Origin of the sequence: Actinomadura sp. RB99 (genome assembly GCF_014706005.1) — a bacterium.
Taxonomy (GTDB): domain Bacteria; phylum Actinomycetota; class Actinomycetes; order Streptosporangiales; family Streptosporangiaceae; genus Spirillospora.
The window spans coordinates 74,466-93,987 of the sequence record NZ_JABMCA010000015.1; the positions used below are offsets into that span (position 1 = coordinate 74,466).

Genomic DNA, 19,522 nt, shown 5'->3' on the forward strand with positions numbered 1-19,522 from the left:
GTCACCCGATGATCGCGTACACGGCGCTGGCCTGCGCGACGGTGGCGCCGTTCGCCGCCATCACGATGTCGGCGAACGCCAGCGTGCGCCCCAGCTTGCCCAGCTTCACCGTCACCAGGACGTCCGTCCCCACCACGGGCCGCATGAACGCCGTATTGAGCTGCACCGTGGTCATCGGCACAAAGCCGCCCTTGGCCCCCGCCACAGCGATGACCACGGCGGTGTCGGCGGCGGCCATCAGCGCCTGCCCCGACATGGCGCCGCCCTCGCGCGCCAGCCGATCCGACCACGGCAGCCGCAGCACCGCGGCCCCTTCCCCCACCTCCTCTACGACGAGCCCCAGTTCCAGCACCCAGGGCGCGAAGTTGTCACGAAGGATCCCGGCAGCGTCTTCAGGCTTCACCGTCACACCGTCATGATGCACGCTGAGGGCATGCACGAGGAGATCTTCCACCCCGCCACCTACGCCACGGGGGTCCCCTACGACGCGTTCAGAAAGCTCCGCGCCGAATCCCCCGTCGCCTGGATCCCCGAACCCGCCGTCGGCCCCTGGCCCGCCGGCACCGGCTACTGGGCGGTCTTCTCGCACGCCGACGTGAAACACGTTCTCCGCTCCCCCGAGCTCTTCTCGTCCAACCTCGGCGCCACCCAGATCCGCGACCCCGACACCCCCGAGGACCTCGCGTTCGTCCGCGCGATGATGCTCAACCAGGACCCGCCCGACCACTCCCGCCTGCGCCGCATCGTCGCCGCCGCCTTCACCCCCCGCGCCGTCCGCGCCCTGGAGGAGACCATCGACCGGCGGGCCCGCGACCTCGTCGCCTCCGCCCTCGGCCAGGACACCGACTTCGTCGAACTCGCCGCCGACCTCCCCGTGTGGACGCTCGCCCACATCATGGGCGTGCCCGACGGCGACCGCCGGCTCCTGTACGACTGGGCGTCCCGCGTCATCGGCTACCAGGACGACGAGTACGCCGGGCTGTCCACGGCGGACACCGCGTCCATGAGCCCCATGGCGCAGAAGGCCATGCGGTACCGGCCCGCCTCGTTCACCCACCCGGATGGCCGTCCCGTCAACCCGCGCTCCTACGCCGCCTTGGCGGACATGTTCGCCTACGCCCACGCGCTGGCGGCCGTCAAGAAGGAGCACCCGACCGACGACATCATGTCCCGCATGCTCCAGGGCGGCCTCACCGGCCACGAGTTCGAGAACATGTTCTTCCTCTTCGCCGTCGCCGGGAACGAGACCCTCCGCAACGGCATCCCCGGCGGCCTCCTCACCCTCCTCGACCACCCGTCCGAACTCGTTCGCCTGCGCGCCGACCCGTCCCTCCTCCCCACCGCCGTCGACGAGATGCTCCGCTACTGGCCGCCCGTCATGGACTTCCGCCGCACCGCCACCCGCGACCTCACGCTCTCCGGCCGCGAGATCAAGGCGGGCGACAAGGTCGTCGTCTACCACGCGTCCGCCAACCGCGACGAGACCGTCTTCCCCGACCCCGACCGCTTCGACGTCTCCCGCACCCCCAACGACCACGTCAGCTTCGGCTTCGGCCCCCACTTCTGCCTCGGCGCCCACCTGGCCCGCACCCAGATGCGCGCCGTCTTCCGCGAACTCCTGCCCCTGCGCATCGAGCGCACCGGCCCCGCCGTCCGCCTCGCCTCCAACTTCCAGAACGGCCTCAAGCACCTCCCCGTCCGCCTCACCCCCGCCGGGTAACCCCGTCGCGAACCTCGCCCCGCTCTCGGTACGCTTGCTAGACGGGTCGCTAGCTCAATTGGCAGAGCTCCGGACTTTTAATCCGTAGGTTGTGGGTTCGAGTCCCACGCGACCCACCACCCCTGACCAGGGCGAACGCGAGTTCGCCCTGGCGTGCCGCCGACCGACATGCCCCACTTTGTTCCGCTGCCCGCTGGCTGCTCGACAGCTCGATCCGGGCTCTGCGCCGGCCCTGGCAGTGCCTCGAAACCGCGCTTGGTCACCCCGCTGCGGTCGGGTGAGCGGTGGCGCCTAAACACGGATGCGGCCGGTGTGGTGCTCGATGACCGCCAGCACGTACATCCGCGCACCCGTCGATAGCCCCAGCCCGGGTTCTCCCGCACCAGGCGCAGTACCAGCAGCCGAACGGAGCGGACGGCCGTGGACGGCCCGGCCGTGTGGGTTTGGATCGGGCGGCGCGCCGACCGGCAGCACAGCCATCCATCATCCCGCGGCACAGCGGCGTCGTGGCGCATCCCGGCTCCAAGCCCGGCGCCACTACCTGCCAGGCACTACGTCTCTCACCTGCACGGACGTGGTTTTCGGCAAACACGACGACGCTCTGGCAAGTGGAACCTGGCGCGGGGAGGGGATCGGCGTCGACGGGATGCGGCGGGCACCAGAAGGGGTCGGCAGAAGGGTTGGGCGTAATCGCCGAACATGCTGCTAGAACTTCAGACGCGCGAGTACGGCGCTGTTCGGTTCGTGCTCCGTCCACGGCCCGGTTCTCGTGGTCCATGCCGTGACGGCGCAACGCCTCGCCTTCGGCCTACCGTGAGAACGGGTCGGCCGGTGGCGAGGCGTGTCGCGGTTCGGTCATCGCCTGGGCGTGGACCGGTCGGCCTATGGTTTCCCTGGGTGGTCCGGTTTCGGCTTGCCAGGCTTCTCCGGCTCCGGCTTGCCGTTGTCGTTCACCGGCACGGTGAGGCTGGATTCGTTCGAGGTGATGGTCTCGTCATCGTCCTCCCTGGTGCCGGTGGCGGTTGCGGTGTTCTCCACGAAGCCGCGTTCCCTGTCGGCCTTGGTGACCGTGTGCCTTCCCGTGCAGGTCACCGATTCGCCCGGGGCGAGCGTCGTGGCCGGGCAGTCCAGATCCTGGGCGATCCGGTCGTGGATGGTGATGGTGTTCAGCGGCTCCTCGCCCGTGTTCTCGACGATGAACCGGTAACGGATGACGTTCCAGCGCTTGTCCGGCGCTCCCCAGCCGGCGAACTCCTTGGTGAGGTGCAGGCGGCCCAGCGGACGCTCTGAGTGCAGGGCGACTCTGCGGATGAGGTGGACGTCGGTGAAGAGGCCGGTGGACGCGGCGAATCCGAACTTGTAGGTGTCCGGAACGGGCTCGGGCGCTGGGAAGCTCAGCACCGGCTGGAAGCCCTCCCCGTCCTGGAAGTCGATGGAGACGTGGACCTCGGGGTTCGGCGCGGGTGTCACCACGACGTGGACGGTCCGCTTGTGCGGTGCCAGCAGCGCCTCCGCCTGCTGGGGCGTGGCGTTGGCCGGGATGTCGCGCAGGTTGCTCTGCAGTTGTCCCGGCAGTGTGGAAGGCCAGGGCCCGGTGGTCGTCTTGTTGCTGGTCGTGGCGTCGAGCCAGCAGTATCCGTTGATGCCGTTCCCCGGTCCCCGGACGGTGACCATGTTGGGGCCGGGTGCGGGGACGTGGAAGGCGGTCCCGGCCGGGGAGCGCTGTTCGCAGCCGTTCCCCCGGTGCTCCCAGTCGCCGAAGTAGTTTCCGAGGACGTCGAGGCCGATGCCGAGGTACCCGCCGTTCACGCCGGGGACGAACGCGGCGTTGGGATCGTCGTCCGGGAGCTTCTGGGCGTAGCCGAGGCTCCCGCCGAAGGCGCCCGGCTGGGTGAGGTGCGCGGTGCCGTCGGTGAGGAAGAACGAGATCCCGTCCGCCGGGACCTGCGAGGTGTTGCCGTACTGCCACTGCTCGAAGGTGACGTCCAGGCCGTCGGTCGCGGGGATCGGCGTGTCGAAGAGCACGGCGCCGGTCTGGTCCCTGTGCGCGTCGGTGAGCTGAAGGTATCCGTGCGGTGCGGCGTCGCCGGGCGGCACGGGGCCCTCCGGGTCCGACCGGCAGCCTCCTAGCGGATGCTCCCCCTCGCCCGGTATCCCACCGCGCGGCGCGCCCGTCAGGCAGGCCGATCCGTACCCGATGAACCGCGAGTCCGCGGTGGCTCCGGTGAACGTCTCGCTGACGAGTTCCGTCCCCTGCCGCAGCTGGGCCGCCGACGCCTGCCCGCCCTGGGCGTCACCGGCCGCGGCGGCCAGTGACGCGGCGACGCCGACCGCCGCCGCCCCCGCCGCAACGCGGGATATCCGTTTTCTCATGCCATTGGCGCTTTCTATTCGATGTAAGGAAGAGGTTCACCCCCATCCACTGTTCATGTACCAACGTCTTCTGCGGCTGGGCCCGGAGATCGCCGCACGCATGGCCAAGCCCACATCGAACAATGGCGGAATGGCGTTCCAGCCCATGGGTTCGTCAAGTCGCCGCGCTCGGCGGGTGACGCGATACTGATCCACTGGACATCGGCCACCTCCCCCGGCGCATCCCGACAAAAGCGCCGGCGCCCGGCGGCGCTGCCCACGGGCCCGCCCGATCGCTGATCGCCGAACCCCTGGTCGCACTGTTCTTGGCGGTCATCGGAATCGCCGGGGTACGGCTCGCTGACGCCGCAGGTGTGGCGTGGGGTGGCGTCGGCGCAGGCGTCCGCGCGCTCGTTTCGCGAGTGGCACCGACGCGCGTCACCGGCCCTGCCGCGATCACTCTGCGCTGAAGCGCCTCGTAACGGCCCTGCCGGTGGCAGACGGAGGGTTTTGGCCGCTCTGGCGTGCTGCCTCGCAGCGCCGACCACGACGCGGCGCCGTGTGGGTGAAGGTCCGTCGACACCCTTCAAGAATGTGTGGGTGCCCAGCGCGGCCGGCCGGGCACCCACATGGGACAGACAAGGGATCGGATCCCATTGCGGCATTGAGGATACTGGCCGATGGCGCGCCAGTAGGGGATGGGCGCGCGGGACACACCCCTACGTTTCCTCGCTGCCATCCTAGTGATCAAGGAAGGGGCTGGACGGATTGAGACGGAACCGGATGCTACGCCGTCATCGTCTTGATTCATTCGGACTTTCGGACGGGTTTGTGCCGTGGATCTTCCGTGGTCGGATCAGGCAACGCCGTGTACGGTGCAAGTGGGCCCCAGTTGGGCCGCCTGTGTCATCACGGCGACGTCGCTCGCCCTCGGCATCTGCAGTTGAGCATCGTTGGCTTCCCACCTGCCGTACCGCTGCGCAAGTTGGCGCCCAGCCATTCCCACTTCTCCCAGTGAAACCATCCTTGCCGATAGGGACGTTCAGGTATCGACCCACCGCACGTAAATGGCCTATGCATCCGGACAAGTCCGTCGGAATCGCCGCCACGCCGCCTGCTTGGATACCATCAGTCACCTCTGCTATACGTATTGCAACCTCACCTGGTTCGAGGTGAGGAGGGGCATCCGATCCCCAATGGGGATCCGGGCGTGACAAGAAGAAAAGGAACCACATGAAGTCCTTCAGCTACACCGAGCTGGACAAGCTGGCCGGCGAGGTTCTGCCGGAGCGGGCCGTGCTGTCCACCCTTCTCGTCGGTGGCGACAACGACAACGAGAACCTGAACCTCAGCGGGGGCGGCGGCCACGGCGAGGGCACCACCGCGGTCGTGCCGGACTGCCAGAGCAACATCGACCACTCGCAGGGCGGCCTCGTCGGCGCGCTGGGTCTCAGCTCCGAGAACCCCAACTCGTCGTTCACCTGCGCCGGCAGCTCGGTGGTCTCGGGTCACTGATCCGAACGACATGCTCGCGGGCTCGGGCCCGCATGGGAAGGACCGCCGTTCTCTCGACGGTCCTTCCCTCTTTTTGCGCTCCGTCCGCAGGGCATCACCCCTACTGGGGGTGCCGTTAACGGACGTGTCACGGGCACAAACGAGGCTCAGTGGTTGCCGTTCGGCCCGTTGGTAAGTCAGTCACCACCAGGTGCCACGTATGGAGCTCTGCAGGTAATTGACAGGCGACGTCGAGTGGCTCTGAATACCGGCATCGCCGACGTGCCGGGCCGAGCCTCTTAGCCGCTGTTCTCGCTGGTCGGACCTTCGATCGAGAGACGCCGATCGGGGATCAGCTTCTCCCACGTCAAAGTCCGCCAGATCCATTCCAGTGGACCGTATTGAGCATAATGCAGCCAAATCCAACTGAACGTGGCTTCAATCAAAAATACACAGCAGCCCACGGCAAAGGCTTTGCCGTATGCGGGCGCCGCTTCCAGTTGCACATACCTGTTGATCACCACGATCAGCACCGAGGCGCCGAGGTAGTTCGTCAGTCCCACCCTTCCCACCATTGTGATCTTGGACGCGACCGACCGGATAGGCGTCCGCATCACGAGTACCACGGCGATCATGTAACTGACAGCGGTCGCAACCCCTGCACCTGCCGCCAGCACCGAGTCCTCCGATACTCCGGAGCCCCATTGCCAGGCATCCAGCGCACCGGCTGTCGTCCCGAATATTCCGAGCCCCAGGAAGATGTACTTCGTTGGCAATTTCAACAGCCAGTCGATCTTACTTTCCATTGCCAGGCCGACCAGTAAGAGCCCTGGGAGCAGCAGGGCACCGCCCTGAAGGGCCACGGCTGCCGCCGTTCCGGCGATCCCGAGCGCCAGCACGCCACCCGCCGGAAGGAAGGAAAGGGGCAGAACGACGAAGATTCCGATCACGCTGTACATCCGAAGTATCTCGTTCGGCTGCAGAACCTGATGCACCAGACCGAATGGCAAGAGGAAAAGCAGCCGGGAAAATAGCATGACCCGCGGATGCTGCTTTTTCTTTCTGGCGTTCCGCAAGATCATGCCGAAGCTCAGACCGAACAGAAGCGAAAAGATCGGAAAAAAGCGCTGATGGAGCAGCGTCTCGTATATCCAATATCCCGCCCCGCGCTGATGCTCTCCAGTCGGAACGGGCATGCGCGCGACACCTATCGTGTTAACGATGGTGATCCCGAACAAAGATACGCCTCGAATGGCGTCGATTTCAACGATGCGCGCGGTCCTTATGCGCTCGTCAGCAACGACCTCTGCCGCTTGTGGCGACGCCCGCACATGGCCTCCTTGTGTCCGGTAGGCCATCAAACCACATCTCATCCAACTCCGCCCGCAAAAGGTTACTCCGCACTAAGAGGTCGTGACAGAATCAGCGGACGAGGCGTCGCCGGCGGATAATGGCTGCGGCGAGGGGCATGAAGGCTTCGTGGATGTCCGTTGCGGATCTCCCAGCGGATGCGTGAGCGGCGGAACCAGTGCAGCGGGCCGACCGTCCGTACGAAACGTAGCGTGGACGCCCAGTCCCGATCGGTGCGGGGTGCCACGGCGCGCGATGACCGGTTCGATGCCCTTGGCCCAGACCAGGCGCCGGTATTGATAACGGTCTGATCTTCGGCTACCGGCGCAGGGGCCGCGCGCAAGGACGTCGGCCGGCTGAAGCCGCTGACCACACGGAAGGACGATCAACGCGGTTATGGGCGAGTCAGCCGGGTGGGCGGAGGGTCGGTGCGCCATTCCAGCAGCGCGGCGGGATCGTCACGCCGCGACAACCAGGTGATCAGCGTCGCCGGCCGCCATGCGCCGTCCAGACGCGCCCAGACATCGGGGTGCCTGGGGCCGGGTGGCGGGCCCCGTCAGCTGGGAAGGTCTCTTCGGCGTCGCGGTGCGGCGCCGCTGCGTCGTCGGGGTCGGGCGCCGGAGGTGTCGGGCCGGGTGCGCTCTGGACAATCATGCGCCGTTCGCCGATGCCCGGTGCACGCTGTTCGATCACGGCATACCGCGCATGGGCCCGCGCGGCGAGGATCGCCTGCCCGAGCCCCCGTTCGGGCGGCAACTCACCCCAGACGCGCATCCCTCACCCCGTCCGATTCACGGCAACGGGGAACAGCCGCCTGCTTCGCGTGGAGGTCCGTGGCGGGTGTTTCCAGCCGGCGACGCGCCCTACTGAGCCGAAGGCCAGGGTGATCGTCGGCGTGGCACCAGAAGGCGGCGGCGCTTCCGCACGGCCCTGCCCTCAAGGCGGCAGCGGCGGACTTCCACGCACCGGTCGGCCGCGCGGCCGGTGGGTCCAGCCCGCCGACCGTGCTGACCTGGGTGAGGTCGACATCACCGGTGACCATCCGTCCGTGCTCAAGCAGCTCCGCGCGGCGGTGGACACCCGGATCTCGGCCAGGTGCACGGCGCCGCCCTCAGGTTCCAAGGCACAAGCGCTGCGCCGACGAACCCGCTGCTGCTTTCGACCGACGTGCTGAAGGCCGATGCGATGAGCCCGGCCAAAGGCCGCCCTGTTCGGCCACGTTATGGCGCTGCTCGACACGCTGCTCCGCCCGGGCGACACCATGGAGCAGCTCCACCGGAGACTCCCTGCCCCGGTCCAGAGCCCGGCGACGCCGGGGCCGCTGGTGCTGGGGCCGGTGATTCATAGTGGGTTCAGGTCGTGGCAATCTCGACAATCCGTACTTCCGCATTGGGGTGTTGTGACAGCCTAGACACGGGCTGTGCCCATGCGAGAGTACACATTCATCAATGCTGTGACTGCCGTCGACGCACCGAGGATGCCGATGCCCGATTTCCCTCAATCCACTGCCGGTGTCGACCGCCGTGATGTCCGGCGAACCGGCAGGCCAGCGGCCCATGGTATATATCCGCAGAGCAGAATGCGCGCCCTTCACCTATCCATTTCCCTGCTCCCGACGGCTGTGATGGGGTTTCTCGGTCTCGCCGCCGTGGCGGTTCTCTACGACGGCACCGTCGTGAGCCGGGGGATGCGGCTGGAGCTGGTCGTGGCGGCCGCGGGGGCCGTGATCACCCTCGGAGCCGCCCTCGTGGCGGCAGAGGCGGCGACCCGCCAGCTGCGGCGGCAGCGCACCGAGTCGGTCCTCCGCGATCAGGAGTACACGCAGGGGCGGCTCGGCGAGCTCGGCTTCCTGATCGTCCAGGGACGGCAGGACCTGCAACGGCTGGCCGAGCGGCTCCGCGCCGGTGGGACGGCCGCCCTGAGCGGCGAGGACTTCCCGCCCCCCGCCGGCGCCGACCCCTACCTGCAGCTCGTGCACGAGCTGCGGAAGGCGCAGAGCGCGGCCTGGAACGCCGTCGTCGGCGCCGCGAGCCGCGAAGCCGCCAGTGGAAGCAGCCAGCGGGTCGCGGTCTTCGTCAACCTGGCACGGCGGCTGCAGTCGCTGTCGCATCGGGCGATCCAGGGGCTCGACGAGCTCGAGAACCAGGTGGAGGACCCCGACCTCCTCAAGGGGCTGTTCAGAGTCGACCACCTCAGCACCCGCATGCGCCGCCAGGCCGAGAGCCTCGCGGTGATCGGCGGTGCCGCGCCGCGGCGCCGCTGGACCAAGCCGGTCACGGTGTACGAGGTGCTGCGCTCGGCCATCGCCGAGGTGGAGCACTACCACCGGGTCAAGGTGGTGCCGCCGGTCGAGGGAAGCCTGAACGGCGGCGCGGTCGCGGACGTCATCCATCTGCTGGCGGAGCTCGTCGAGAACGCCACCAAGTTCTCCCCGCCGCAGACGCAGGTGTTCATTCGCTTCGAGAGGGTCACCGCCGGCATGGCCATCGAAGTGGAGGACCGCGGCCTGGGCATCCCGCAGGAAGACCAGCGGCGGCTGAACGCGCTGCTCGCCGACCCCGAGCGGGCCGACACCGAGGAACTTCTGAAGGACGGGCGGATCGGGCTCCTGGTGGTCGCCGCGCTCGCTCACCGTCACAGGGTCCGCGTCCAGCTGCGAGGCAATGTCTACGGCGGTACGCAGGCCATCGTCGTCGTCCCGAAGGAACTGGACGGCGGGGAGGCGGAGGAGTCCGAGACAGGGCCCCAGGCGGAACCGGTGGCCGCCGCCGCGGCGCCACCGGCCGCGAGTCTCCCGAACCCGCAGCCGGCGCGTGCTTCCGGCTCCGGCCAGGGCGTCCAGTCCCGGCCGGGTCCGCCGCTGGATGGGCGCGACGCCCTCGGCGCCCCCATGCCGCCCCAGCCGCCCTCCGCGGCCGAGAATTCCCAGCGCCGGCCCTCGCCCCCGCCCGCGTCCGGGGCGCCGGCGGCCGCGCAGGACTCCCGAACCGCGCCGGACCCCCTGACCGCGCCCGCCTTTCCGGGCGACGCCGGTGAACGGCCGCCATTGCCGCAGCGCCAGGCCCAGGCCAGCCTGGCACCCGAACTGCTCAATGCGCCCGCATTCGAGCAGGATGATCAAGAAGTCGAATACAATACCGGCTTCATGGCGGCGTTCAAGAAGGGTTTGCGCAGCGCCGAGGAGAATGACGGTCCTGCCGAAGACCTCGACCGTGCGAATTGACGAGAATCACCTATGACAAGGAGTATCCGTTGAGTGGCGTCTCCCCGAACCAGGTTCAAGATCTCGCTTGGCTGTTGCGAGGGCTGGGCGAGGAGGTTCCGTTGATTCGCGGCAGCGTGCTGCTGTCGTCCGACGGCATGATGAAGGCCGCCGACGGCTTCGACCGCGCCGGCGCCGAACATCTCGCCGCGCTCGCGTCCGGGCTTTTCTCCATAGCGCGCAGCGCCGGAACGAAGTTCGACGACAGCAATGAGGTGCGGCAGGTCGTCGCGGAACTCAAGTCCAGCCAGTTGTACATCTCCTGGGCAGGTTACAATTCAGTGCTCGCGGTACTGGCGGAGGAGGAGGCAGACCCGGCCGTCGTCGGTTTCGAGATGGCCCGGCTGATCAAGGCCGTCCGGCCGTTCCTGCACACCGCGGCACGGCCGGCGGCCGTGCCGAGCGACCGGAACCGAGCGTTTTGACAGCCGGAGACGACGAGGTCTGGGTCGACGACGACGCCGGGCTGCTGGTGCGGCCGTACGCGGTGACCTCCGGCCGCACCCATCCGACCGTCGATCTGAAGCTGCTGTCCTTGGTGGTGGCGGTCGGCACGCATCCAGGCGCGATGGACCCGGAGCACGCCAAAGCGCTCGAACTGTGCCGCACGCCGACCTCGGTCGCCGAGGTCGCCGCACATCTGCGGCTTCCCGTAGTGGTCACCAAGGTCCTCATCTCCGATCTGGTGGACAGCCGGGCGATGACCGCGCACGCGCCGCGAACCGCGGCCGATCCCACCGACCGAGCCCTTTTGGAGAAGCTGCTCGATGGCCTACAACAAATCTGAGGTGCTCCCCACCCAGGTCAAAATCCTCATAGCCGGCGGTTTCGGCGTGGGGAAGACGACGTTCGTCGGTGCGGTGAGCGAGATCGAGCCGCTGAGCACCGAGGAACTCATCACCTCGGCCAGCGTCGGAATCGACGATCTCGACGGGGTGGAGCACAAGTCCACCACCACCGTGGCGCTCGACTTCGGCCGGATCACGATCGGGCGGCACGGGATCGTCCTCTACCTGTTCGGGACGCCCGGGCAGCGACGGTTCTGGTTCATGTGGGACGAACTGTGCGCCGGCGCGCTGGGCGCCGTCGTGCTCGCCGACACCCGCCGCCTGGAGGACTGCTTCGAGGCCGTCGACTTCTTCGAGAGCCGGGGAGTCCGGTTCCTCGTCGCGATCAACGAGTTCGACAACGCGTTCCGCTACGGATCCGACGAGGTGCGGGCCGCTCTCAAGCTCGACCCGCGCGTGCCGATCGTGCCGTGCGACGCGCGTGACCATGACTCCGCCGTTTCGGCGCTGCGGGCCCTGATCCGGCATCTTCTCGCGGCCGCCCCTTCTGTCTCCATCTGACAGAACCGCAGTACAAGCAGGAAGCCCGAGTCCGCGCCGAAGCCGCTTTGTCTCCGGATCCGGATTCGAATCCAGTGAATTCTCGCCCATCTTCGCACTCGGCCATATGGAGGCCCCCCGTGACGTACCCGCCCAATGACCAGGCAGACGGATTCTCGGCTCGACCCTTGATGCCGGCCGATCACGAAGCGCCCCGGCGAGCGGCGCGCCTGCGAGAGCTCGGCTTGGGGCAGTCGCGGGAGCGCGAATTCGATGAGTTCGCCCGTAGAGTCGCGCTGGACGCGCAGGAGCTCGTGGGGCTTCCCGGCACACCGGTGGCCTTCGTGAACCTCGTCGGCGACGATCAGTTCATCTGCGGCGTTCACACGTCACCGGCCGACGCCGAGGTCGTGGGCGGCGTCCTCGATGCGAGAGTGCCCCTCGACGCCGGCTACTGCCCGCATGTCGTCGTCCGGCGCAAGGCCCTGATCCTGGACGATGTCCTCGACTATCCGCGTTTCGCCGGCAATCCGATCGTCGACGCGCTCATGGTCCGCAGCTACGCCGGGGCTCCGCTGACCGACCGCACGGGCACGGTTCTCGGCACGATCTGCGTCGTGGACAGCGAACCGCGCCCGTGGGGCAAGGCCGGACTGGATCTCATGAAGCGCAGGGCGGCCGACCTCGTCGACCTGATCCACCGCCGCGAGGGCCTGTCGCGCTAGCCGACGGGTCCGGTGGGAGGCCCGGGGAAACGGACCGGGGCCGACCCCGGCACCGCGCTCCAGGCCTCCCCGGCGAAGGGCCCGGTCAAAGGCTCAGGCTCTCCAAGGGAGGCTCCTGGAGGTGCCGGGGGCGGCACCGGCAGGTGAGGGTGAGCGGCGGCGGCCTCAGCGGCCGGATCTTGCGACCCGGACTCGTCCGCGACCCCGGGTCGCGAGGCCCGATGCCCGCCCGCCGCGCCATAGGTGTCGAGTATCCCGGTGGCCAACAGGCGGAATTCCGCGGCGACACCGGCGATGTCGCTCCTGAGGAACTCGATGGCGGGCCGGACCCTTGCCGGATCGGCGCCGGTCTCGTCGGCCCACTTCAGGACCTGGGTGATCGCGAACAGGTAGGCGATGGCGCGGCCGGCGAGAACCTGCTGCGCCTGGCCCAGGCGCTGGTCGAGGAAGCTCAGGTCCGTCTCGAGCGTCGCGACCGCGGGCGCCGTGAGCGGCCACTCGGCCAGCAGTTCGCTGAGGGCCCGGCCGGACCGCCGGGTCAGGCAGTAGGCGGTGAGCTGCTGGCTGAGCATGTCGTTGTTGCCGTCGAAGATGCTGAAGACCCGCGTGTCCAGGAATGCCTGACCGGCGATGTTGGTGGGCGATCCACAGCGGTATCCCTCGGCGCCGGTCAGCTGCTGGTAGTGCTGAGCCGCGCTGATCATCCGCTCGGTGGCGACGGTCTTGAGAGCCTGCACCGCCGGAAACGCGGGGGTCATGTCGCCCTTGACGTCCAGCATCGTCTGCAGGTAGTGGCTGAGCGCCTCGCAGATGGTGGCGGAGGTGTCGATGGCCGCGAGCCTGTAGTTGACGAACCCGATCTTGGACTGCGGCTTCCGCCCGATCCGGCGACCGTCCACGTACGTGTGCGCCTCCCGGCTGATGCGGCGCAGGAATCCCGACCCCGCCGCCGCCAGCAGCGCCCGCGACGCCAGGAAGACGTCCACCGAGTCCAGGTCCGCCTCCTCGGCGTCGATCCGCCGGTGCCGGGGAACGATCACATCGATGTCGTTGACGCCGTAGTCCAGCAGCTTCAGCCCGAGCGCCTCGTACAGCTCGACAGTGCGAAAACCCTCGCTGCGCTCGACGACGAAGTAGCCGTACTCGCGACGGTGTGCGTTCTTCGCAAGGACCAGCCACCAGTGTGCGGAGGAGCTGAGAGCCTGCCAGTGCTTGCGACCACGGATCCGGTAGCCTCCCTCGACCTCCTCGAAGGTGGTCGTCATGGCCGACAGGGCCGAGCCGGCGCCCGGCTCGGTCGCCGCGAGCCCGGCCATCACCGGGGCGTCGCCGGCGAACAGCGGCAGCATCTCCTGCTTGACCTCGTCACCGGCCCACTTCACCACCGGTAGGAGCGCCAGCGCCGTGTTGACGATCACATAGACGCCCAGCGCCAGGTTCCACTCGGAGGCCGTCTCGACGATCCGGCACATCTCGACGCTGCTGTCGCGTCCTCCGTACCGCCGGGGCAGAGTCGGAAGCCGGACCCCGGCCCTCACCAGGAGCGCCCAACTGTCAGGGGGGAGCTTCTGCTGCGGGAAGGTCGCGGAGTCGAACTTGGACGCGACCGCGTCGAAGCCGGCGATGAAATCGTCCGTCGACAGGGACAGCAAGTGATTCGTCGGCGGTAGATCATTCGTCATGGTGTCCGCTCTCACGGGTCGGCCTGCCAGGGGCAAGGGGGGGAAGCTGCCAGGTTCCGGCGATCAAGGGCACGCTGGTGTTCGTTTCATCGCAGCAGCGGGCTTTGGACCATCTTCCGAATCATCCGGGTTTCGGGCATATGTCATGGTCATTCGGTCGAGCAACGAGTGCAAGGAACAGAATTCTCACCACAGTGCACGTGTCAATCACTCACCCCTCGCGTGAACTGCGCGAACTCGCGGATCGGCAGGGCTCGTCCTCCTCCGGCTGCGACCGGCGCCACAACACGATCGAAAGGTGCGCTTACGGCCCGGATGCAGAGGGACACCCCCGCAGGAATGCCAAGGAATCCCACCACCGACGGATCACGCACGCGAACCGACCGCAATGCTGATCAAGGTTACACGGACGCCTCTGGACCGCGATATGGCACCCTGTCCCCCTCCCATGAATGAGCCAATTCCGAACCGAGCTCATTGGTCGCAGGCCGCTTGCATCCCGCGCGACGTGGGCGTATAAGAGGGAGTTTCGTCCTGTATCTGCGGCGTCAATGCCGGCGCCGGTGGTCCGGCCATACGGACGCCGTCGACGCCACCCGACGGGGCCGGCCGGTCACCGCGACAGCGCTGTGGCCGCGGCTACCTGCCAGGTAATCGGCTTTGACAACCGGTCGCCCTTAGCGTCGAGGTCATCGAGGTCAACAACCCCGGAAACGGAGGACTCCGATGACCAACACGGCCACGAGCCACAACTCCGCCGGCCTGTTCGCCGATGCCGGCCGCTTGCTGCGTCTGGTGCTGCGTGCGGACGCCATCACGACCGGCGCCAACGGTCTGCTCTACCTCGCTCTTGCCGCTCCGCTTCAGGACCTGCTCGGACTCGACGCCACCACCGGACGGGCCCTGGGGGCGTTTCTCCTGGCGTACGCCGCTGCCGTATGGGCCATCTCGATGCCCGCCCGGCCCAGGCGGGTCGCTGTGGTGAGCGTGGTCGAAGCGAACTCGCTGTGGACGATCCTGAGTGTCCTCACGGTGGTCGTGGGCTGGTTCTCGCTGAGCACCGTCGGGGCCGTGTGGGCAGTGCTCCAGGCCATCGTGGTCGCCGGCTTCGCAGTGCTCCAGTACACCGCACTACGCCGCGCCCGCTAACGGGCAGGCCGCGATCACTCGCAGGCGCGCTGATCGGCTCCCAATGACACCCAGCCGCTGCGTCCCACGTCGTACGGGCGGATGACCGCCTTCACCTTTCGGTTCGTCCCGGCTACGGTCTGGAAGGCCCTGGCGACCCGAGTCGCCAGCTCTTGCAGCGCTTCTTTGGTCCGTGCTTCGTGCTCCCACAGATCGACGTTGATCCTGGTCGTCAGGGCGTCGAACGAGTCCGGAGCCAGGACCGGGACGACGTCGATCTCGTGATCGTTTATCTGGAGTTCCGGCATGCTCGTCAGAGCGTGCCGGACAGCCTCCGCGATGTCGGGCAGCCGATCGGCTTCTTTCAGGTTGAAGATCGTTACCTGTGGCATGGGCAATCTCCGGTGCGGTGGGTGGCGGCTGCCTCGGGCACCGGCAGCGGGGGTCGATAACGAGCATTACCAGGCCCCCGTGGCAGCGCCTTCCGTGCAGGTCAGACCCCGACCAGCCTCTTCCGGCGCCGGGGTCGGCATTGGTATTTCCCCGCCCTCGGTGGTCAGAAGTGCGGCTGGTCGTCGGGGAGGAGGTGCTTGAGCAACGTCTCGCTGATGTCGCCGAGTTGCTTGACTTCTTCGGGTGTCAGGACGTCGATCAGGTGGGTGCGGACGCTTTCGACGTGGCGGGGAGCCGCGGCCCGCAGGGCGGCCAGGCCGTCGTCGGTGAGGACGGCGAGCCAGCCGCGCCGGTCGGAGGCCAGGTGTTCGCGCCGCACCCATCCGGCCTTCTCCAGCTTGCCGATCGCGTGGGTGATGCGGCTGGGCTTGGAGTGGGTCCAGCGCGCCAGCTCACTCATGCGCATCGTCCGGTCGGGGGCCTCCGACAGCAGGACCAGCAGTTCGTAGTAGGTGGGCGGCATCCCCGCCGCCTCTTGCAGGTCGCGTTCCAGGCGGTCGAGCAGCAGCCGGGTGGCCAGCCCGAACGCCCGCCAGCTGCGCTGCTCCTCGGGGGCGAGCCATCGCGTCTCCGTCACGGGAAAAAGCTATCACGCTGAATAGTTGCGTACTGAATGATCTCGGGCTATCGTCCCGACCTGTTGTTCAGCACTGAAAGATCTATCGCTGAAGTAGCAAGGAGACCTACGTGCGTACCTCCCGATCCCTGGCCACGGCGGCGGCCCTGCTGGCCGCCGCGGGCATCAGCATGCCCCCTGCGCACGCGGCGGGCCCGGCGAGTTGGCGCGCCGTCTGGGGCACCGCCGCGCAGCCGGCCGTGCCGACCGCCGACTGGTACGGCGTCAACTGGTCCCAGCAGGGTTTCGCCGACGACTCGCTGCGGCAGGTGGTGCGGCTCACCAGCGGCGGCAGCAAGGTGCGCATCCGGTTGTCGAACGTCTACGGGACGAGGCCGCTGCGCATCGCCGGAGCCACGGTCGGCCGCGCCGGAACCGGTGCGGCCGTGCAGCCCGGGACGCTGCGACCGCTGCGTTTCAGCGGCCGGGCCGCGACCGTGCTCGCGGCCGGCAGTGAGATCGTCAGCGACGCCGCCTCGCTGGCGTCCTCACCCCGCGACCAGTTGGCCGTGACACTCCGGCTGAACGCGCCGACCGGGCCCGCGACCTTCCACCATTTCGCGATGGCCACCTCCTACCGCGCGGCCGGCGACCACCTGGCCGACCCCCGCGCGACGCCGTTCGCCCAGCAGAGCGACTCCTGGTACTACCTGACCGGCGTCGAGGTCACCGGTCCCCACGCCCTCGGGCCTGCCCGGCGCCGCACCGTGGTCGCCTTCGGCGACTCCCTCACCGACGGGGTCGGGTCCACCAAGGGCACCGATGCCCGCTACCCCGACCGGCTGGCCGAACGGCTCCGCGCCGCGGGGCGCCGGTGGGGCGTGGTCAACGCCGGGATCGGCGGCAACCGCGTGCTGACCGATTCCCCGGTGTACGGCGAGCGGGCGGTGGCGCGCTTCACCCGCGATGTGCTGGAGCGGCCCGGTGCCCGCAGCGTGATCGTCCTGGCGGGCGTCAACGACCTGGCCGCCTGGAACGAGACCGGCCCGGTCACCGCGGCCCAGCTCATCGACGGGCACCGCACCCTGATCCGCCTGGCCCACGCCCGCGGCATCCAGGTCGTCGGCGCCACCATCATGCCGATGGGCGGCTCGGCCGCCCAGAGCCGGCGCGGCGAGCAGATCCGCCGACAGGTCAACCGCTGGATCCGCACCAGCGGCGCCTATGACGCCGTCGCCGACTTCGACCGCGTCGTCGCCGACGGAGAGCACCTCAAGGCCGCCTACGACAGCGGCGACCACATCCACCTCAACGACACCGGCTACCGCGCCATCGCCGACGCCGTCGACCTCAACACGCTCTGACCCGTTCCGGACGCATCCTCAGAAAGGCCCGGCATCATGAACGAGCCCGTGAACATCGCCGTCGTCTACTACTCCGCCACCGGCACGATCGCCGACATCGCCCGCGAGATGGCCGAGACCGCCGAGAAGGCGGGCGCCCAGGTACGGCTGCGCCGGGTCGCCGAACTGGCCTCCCAGCAGGCGATCGACGCCAACCCCGCCTGGGCCGCCAACCTGGCCGCCACCATCGACGTCCCGACGGCCGTCCCCGACGACCTGGTCTGGGCCGACGGCGTCCTGCTCGGCTCACCGACCCGCTTCGGCAACATCGCCGCCCAGCTCAAGCAGTTCCTCGACACCCTGGGACCGGTCTGGCAGCAGGGCCTGCTCGCCGACAAGGTCTACAGCGGCTTCACCTCCGCCGGGACCGGGCACGGCGGGCATGAGGCCACACTGCTGGCCTTGTCGCACACCTTCCACCACTTCGGCGGCGTCCTCGTGCCGCCCGGCTACACCGACCCTGCCAAGTTCGCCGACGGCAACCCCTACGGCACCTCCCACTTCGACCAGGGCGGCACCACCCCCGTCGACGACACCACCCGCGCCGCCGCCCGAGTCCAGGCCGAACGCGCCGTCAGGTTCGCCCGCGCCATCAAGAACGCGAACGAACCGACCGCCGCGACCGCCTGAAACGCACTTCACCCCTGGCCGCCTCGGCCGCGTGCTGGACGAAAAGCGCTTCGGGGAGATGCGCACCGTGTTCACCGATGACGCAACGGTCGGCACTGCCAGCGGATCAGCGCAGGGAATCGAGGCGCTCGCCGAGGAGGCCCGCAGAGTCCGGGCCCCCACTCCGGCCGCAAGTCGATGGCCTGGTTCGGCATCGCCGCCCTGGCGGTGACGACCCCGGGGATTCGCCTCTTCGCCGGGACGATCCACTTCGGGAGCGGGATCGGGGCAGGCGGCAGGTCATCTGTATGATCGCCTCTCACGCGACGCACCCCGCCACCCCGCACTGCCACGCCGCCACCGACCTGCACGCACGCTCCCGCACTGCCTACCGTGTGGCCAGGGCGAACACGGGATCGGTTCCGGTACGTCGATGCCGTGCGGGCCGCCTCGCCAGTCCGTGTCCCCGCCTCGTCAGCCCGTGTCCTCCAGTGCTCGCCGGCGGGTGTCCCGGGGGGTCTCGCCGAAGCGGCGGCGGTATGCGGCGCTGAAGGCGCTGGACGAGGGGAAGCCCGTACCGTGCCCGATGTCGGTGATCGGCACGTGCCGGTGGCGCGGGTCGCGCAGCCGCTCGCGGGCGAGCCGGAGCCGCTCCTCGCGGATCAGCTCGCGCGGGGTGGTGCCGGCCTGCTGCAGGGCGAGCTGGACCTGGCGCAGCGACCAGCCGAGGCCGTGCGCCACCGACGAGCCGCTGAGCTCCGGATCCGCTATGTTGCGGCGCACGTACCGGCGGATGTCCGCCTCCACCTCCGCGAGACGTCCGGCGGCGGGCGGCTGCTCGGCGCCCTGGATGAGCATGCGGACCAGTTCGGTGAGGCGGTCGCACGCCGCGTCGAACTGCGCGGCGGTGAGCTCGTCGCGCTCGTCCCGCAGGACCCCGATCATGGCGCTCACGAGCCGGCCGAGGCCCTTGGTCAGGTCGAAGAAGCAGGAGGCCGGGTACGGACCGGGCACCTCGCGTGCGGGGATCGTCAGCAGGACGGCGCGGAGCGAGCCGGACTGGGTGAACCGGCACGGCTGGGCGATCGTCAGCAGGGCCCCCGTGCCGGGCCGCACCGTCGCCTCGCTCCTGTCCGTGACCAGGCCCGCCGCGCCGTACAGCGGGATCAGGAGCCGGTAGTCCTCGTCGGGTTCGCGGCGCACCAGATCCGGCGTCCGCAGATAGTGCGTCTCGCTCGACCAGTACGAGACGAGCTGGTAGGCCCCGCTGTACTGGCGGATCATCCTGCCGTGGAAGTCCTCCGGAGAGGGGCAGCGGACGTCGAGCGCGGACTGGTAGGCGTTGGTCCGCTCCCTCCACAGCTCGACGCGCTCGTGAGGGGCGTAGTCATCGGTCGCCGTGGTGGTGACGCTGTAGCTCAAGACGGTCTCCCCCCAGGCACTCACGCTCACAACTGCTC

General features: G+C 68.7%; 17 protein-coding genes and 1 tRNA gene. 11 read left to right on the top strand and 7 right to left on the bottom strand.

The window, feature by feature from the left end:
* Position 1: 1 nt before the first annotated feature.
* A complete protein-coding gene (locus amrb99_RS53145; RefSeq protein ID WP_206699966.1) occupies positions 2 to 454 on the bottom strand; it encodes a PaaI family thioesterase in 453 nt (150 codons plus the stop codon).
* Between amrb99_RS53145 and amrb99_RS52450 the strand changes: the two genes are divergently transcribed.
* Complete coding sequence (locus amrb99_RS52450) at positions 434 to 1,720, top strand: cytochrome P450 (protein ID WP_190856831.1); 1,287 nt, start codon at positions 434 to 436, stop codon at positions 1,718 to 1,720. The two genes, amrb99_RS53145 and amrb99_RS52450, sit on opposite strands and share 21 nt — an antisense overlap.
* A 43-nt stretch (positions 1,721 to 1,763) precedes the next feature.
* Positions 1,764 to 1,839 (top strand) — tRNA-Lys (locus amrb99_RS16415).
* Positions 1,840 to 2,602: 763 nt separating this feature from the next.
* Here the strand turns inward: amrb99_RS16415 and amrb99_RS16420 are convergent.
* Positions 2,603 to 4,093: a hypothetical protein gene (locus tag amrb99_RS16420; RefSeq protein ID WP_190856832.1), complete on the bottom strand. Its 1,491-nt coding sequence runs from the start codon at positions 4,091 to 4,093 to the stop codon at positions 2,603 to 2,605.
* 1,212 nt (positions 4,094 to 5,305) lie between these two features.
* Here amrb99_RS16420 and amrb99_RS16425 point away from each other — a divergent pair.
* Positions 5,306 to 5,587, top strand: a complete 282-nt coding sequence (locus amrb99_RS16425) for a hypothetical protein (RefSeq protein WP_190856833.1) — start codon at positions 5,306 to 5,308, stop codon at positions 5,585 to 5,587.
* Positions 5,588 to 5,865: 278 nt separating this feature from the next.
* Here the strand turns inward: amrb99_RS16425 and amrb99_RS16430 are convergent, their stop codons facing one another.
* On the bottom strand, positions 5,866 to 6,924 hold the full coding sequence (locus amrb99_RS16430) for a DUF418 domain-containing protein (protein WP_190856834.1): 1,059 nt from the start codon (positions 6,922 to 6,924) through the stop codon (positions 5,866 to 5,868).
* A gap of 1,475 nt (positions 6,925 to 8,399) precedes the next feature.
* On the opposite strand from amrb99_RS16430, the gene amrb99_RS16435 reads away from it, so the two are divergent.
* The 5 genes from amrb99_RS16435 to amrb99_RS16455 all read left to right on the top strand — a co-directional run bounded on the left by amrb99_RS16435 (position 8,400) and on the right by amrb99_RS16455 (position 12,231).
* Complete coding sequence (locus tag amrb99_RS16435; protein WP_190856835.1) at positions 8,400 to 10,139, top strand: ATP-binding protein; 1,740 nt, start codon at positions 8,400 to 8,402, stop codon at positions 10,137 to 10,139.
* Positions 10,140 to 10,168: 29 nt separating this feature from the next.
* Positions 10,169 to 10,603, top strand: a complete 435-nt coding sequence (locus amrb99_RS16440) for a roadblock/LC7 domain-containing protein (RefSeq protein WP_190856836.1) — start codon at positions 10,169 to 10,171, stop codon at positions 10,601 to 10,603.
* A complete protein-coding gene (locus amrb99_RS16445; protein ID WP_190856837.1) occupies positions 10,600 to 10,965 on the top strand; it encodes a DUF742 domain-containing protein in 366 nt (121 codons plus the stop codon). Before amrb99_RS16440 ends, amrb99_RS16445 begins: the two co-directional genes overlap by 4 nt.
* Positions 10,946 to 11,527: an ATP/GTP-binding protein gene (locus tag amrb99_RS16450; RefSeq protein ID WP_190856838.1), complete on the top strand. Its 582-nt coding sequence runs from the start codon at positions 10,946 to 10,948 to the stop codon at positions 11,525 to 11,527. The genes amrb99_RS16445 and amrb99_RS16450 overlap by 20 nt, the downstream gene beginning before the upstream one ends.
* 119 nt (positions 11,528 to 11,646) lie before the next feature.
* Positions 11,647 to 12,231, top strand: a complete 585-nt coding sequence (locus tag amrb99_RS16455; protein ID WP_347256709.1) for a GAF domain-containing protein — start codon at positions 11,647 to 11,649, stop codon at positions 12,229 to 12,231.
* Here amrb99_RS16455 and amrb99_RS16460 read toward each other — a convergent pair.
* Complete coding sequence (locus amrb99_RS16460) at positions 12,228 to 13,913, bottom strand: acyl-CoA dehydrogenase family protein (RefSeq protein WP_190856839.1); 1,686 nt, start codon at positions 13,911 to 13,913, stop codon at positions 12,228 to 12,230. The two genes, amrb99_RS16455 and amrb99_RS16460, sit on opposite strands and share 4 nt — an antisense overlap.
* Positions 13,914 to 14,639: 726 nt before the next feature.
* Here amrb99_RS16460 and amrb99_RS16465 point away from each other — a divergent pair.
* Entirely contained in the window at positions 14,640 to 15,062 is a 423-nt protein-coding gene (locus amrb99_RS16465; RefSeq protein WP_190856840.1) for a hypothetical protein, read from the top strand.
* 14 nt (positions 15,063 to 15,076) lie between these two features.
* On the opposite strand, the gene amrb99_RS16470 is transcribed toward amrb99_RS16465, so the two are convergent.
* Positions 15,077 to 15,433, bottom strand: coding sequence for a hypothetical protein (locus amrb99_RS16470; RefSeq protein ID WP_190856841.1), 357 nt, complete (start codon positions 15,431 to 15,433; stop codon positions 15,077 to 15,079).
* A 164-nt stretch (positions 15,434 to 15,597) separates the two neighbouring features.
* Entirely contained in the window at positions 15,598 to 16,071 is a 474-nt protein-coding gene (locus amrb99_RS16475; RefSeq protein ID WP_190856842.1) for a MarR family transcriptional regulator, read from the bottom strand.
* A gap of 110 nt (positions 16,072 to 16,181) precedes the next feature.
* Between amrb99_RS16475 and amrb99_RS16480 the strand changes: the two genes are divergently transcribed.
* Together amrb99_RS16480 and wrbA are read left to right on the top strand one after the other, a co-directional pair.
* Entirely contained in the window at positions 16,182 to 17,414 is a 1,233-nt protein-coding gene (locus amrb99_RS16480; protein WP_347256710.1) for an SGNH/GDSL hydrolase family protein, read from the top strand.
* Between the two features lie 36 nt (positions 17,415 to 17,450).
* On the top strand, positions 17,451 to 18,083 hold the full coding sequence (wrbA, locus tag amrb99_RS16485; RefSeq protein ID WP_190856843.1) for an NAD(P)H:quinone oxidoreductase: 633 nt from the start codon (positions 17,451 to 17,453) through the stop codon (positions 18,081 to 18,083).
* A 453-nt stretch (positions 18,084 to 18,536) separates the two neighbouring features.
* On the opposite strand, the gene amrb99_RS16490 is transcribed toward wrbA, so the two are convergent.
* Entirely contained in the window at positions 18,537 to 19,484 is a 948-nt protein-coding gene (locus tag amrb99_RS16490) for a helix-turn-helix domain-containing protein (protein WP_206699967.1), read from the bottom strand.
* Positions 19,485 to 19,522: the final 38 nt, after the last annotated feature.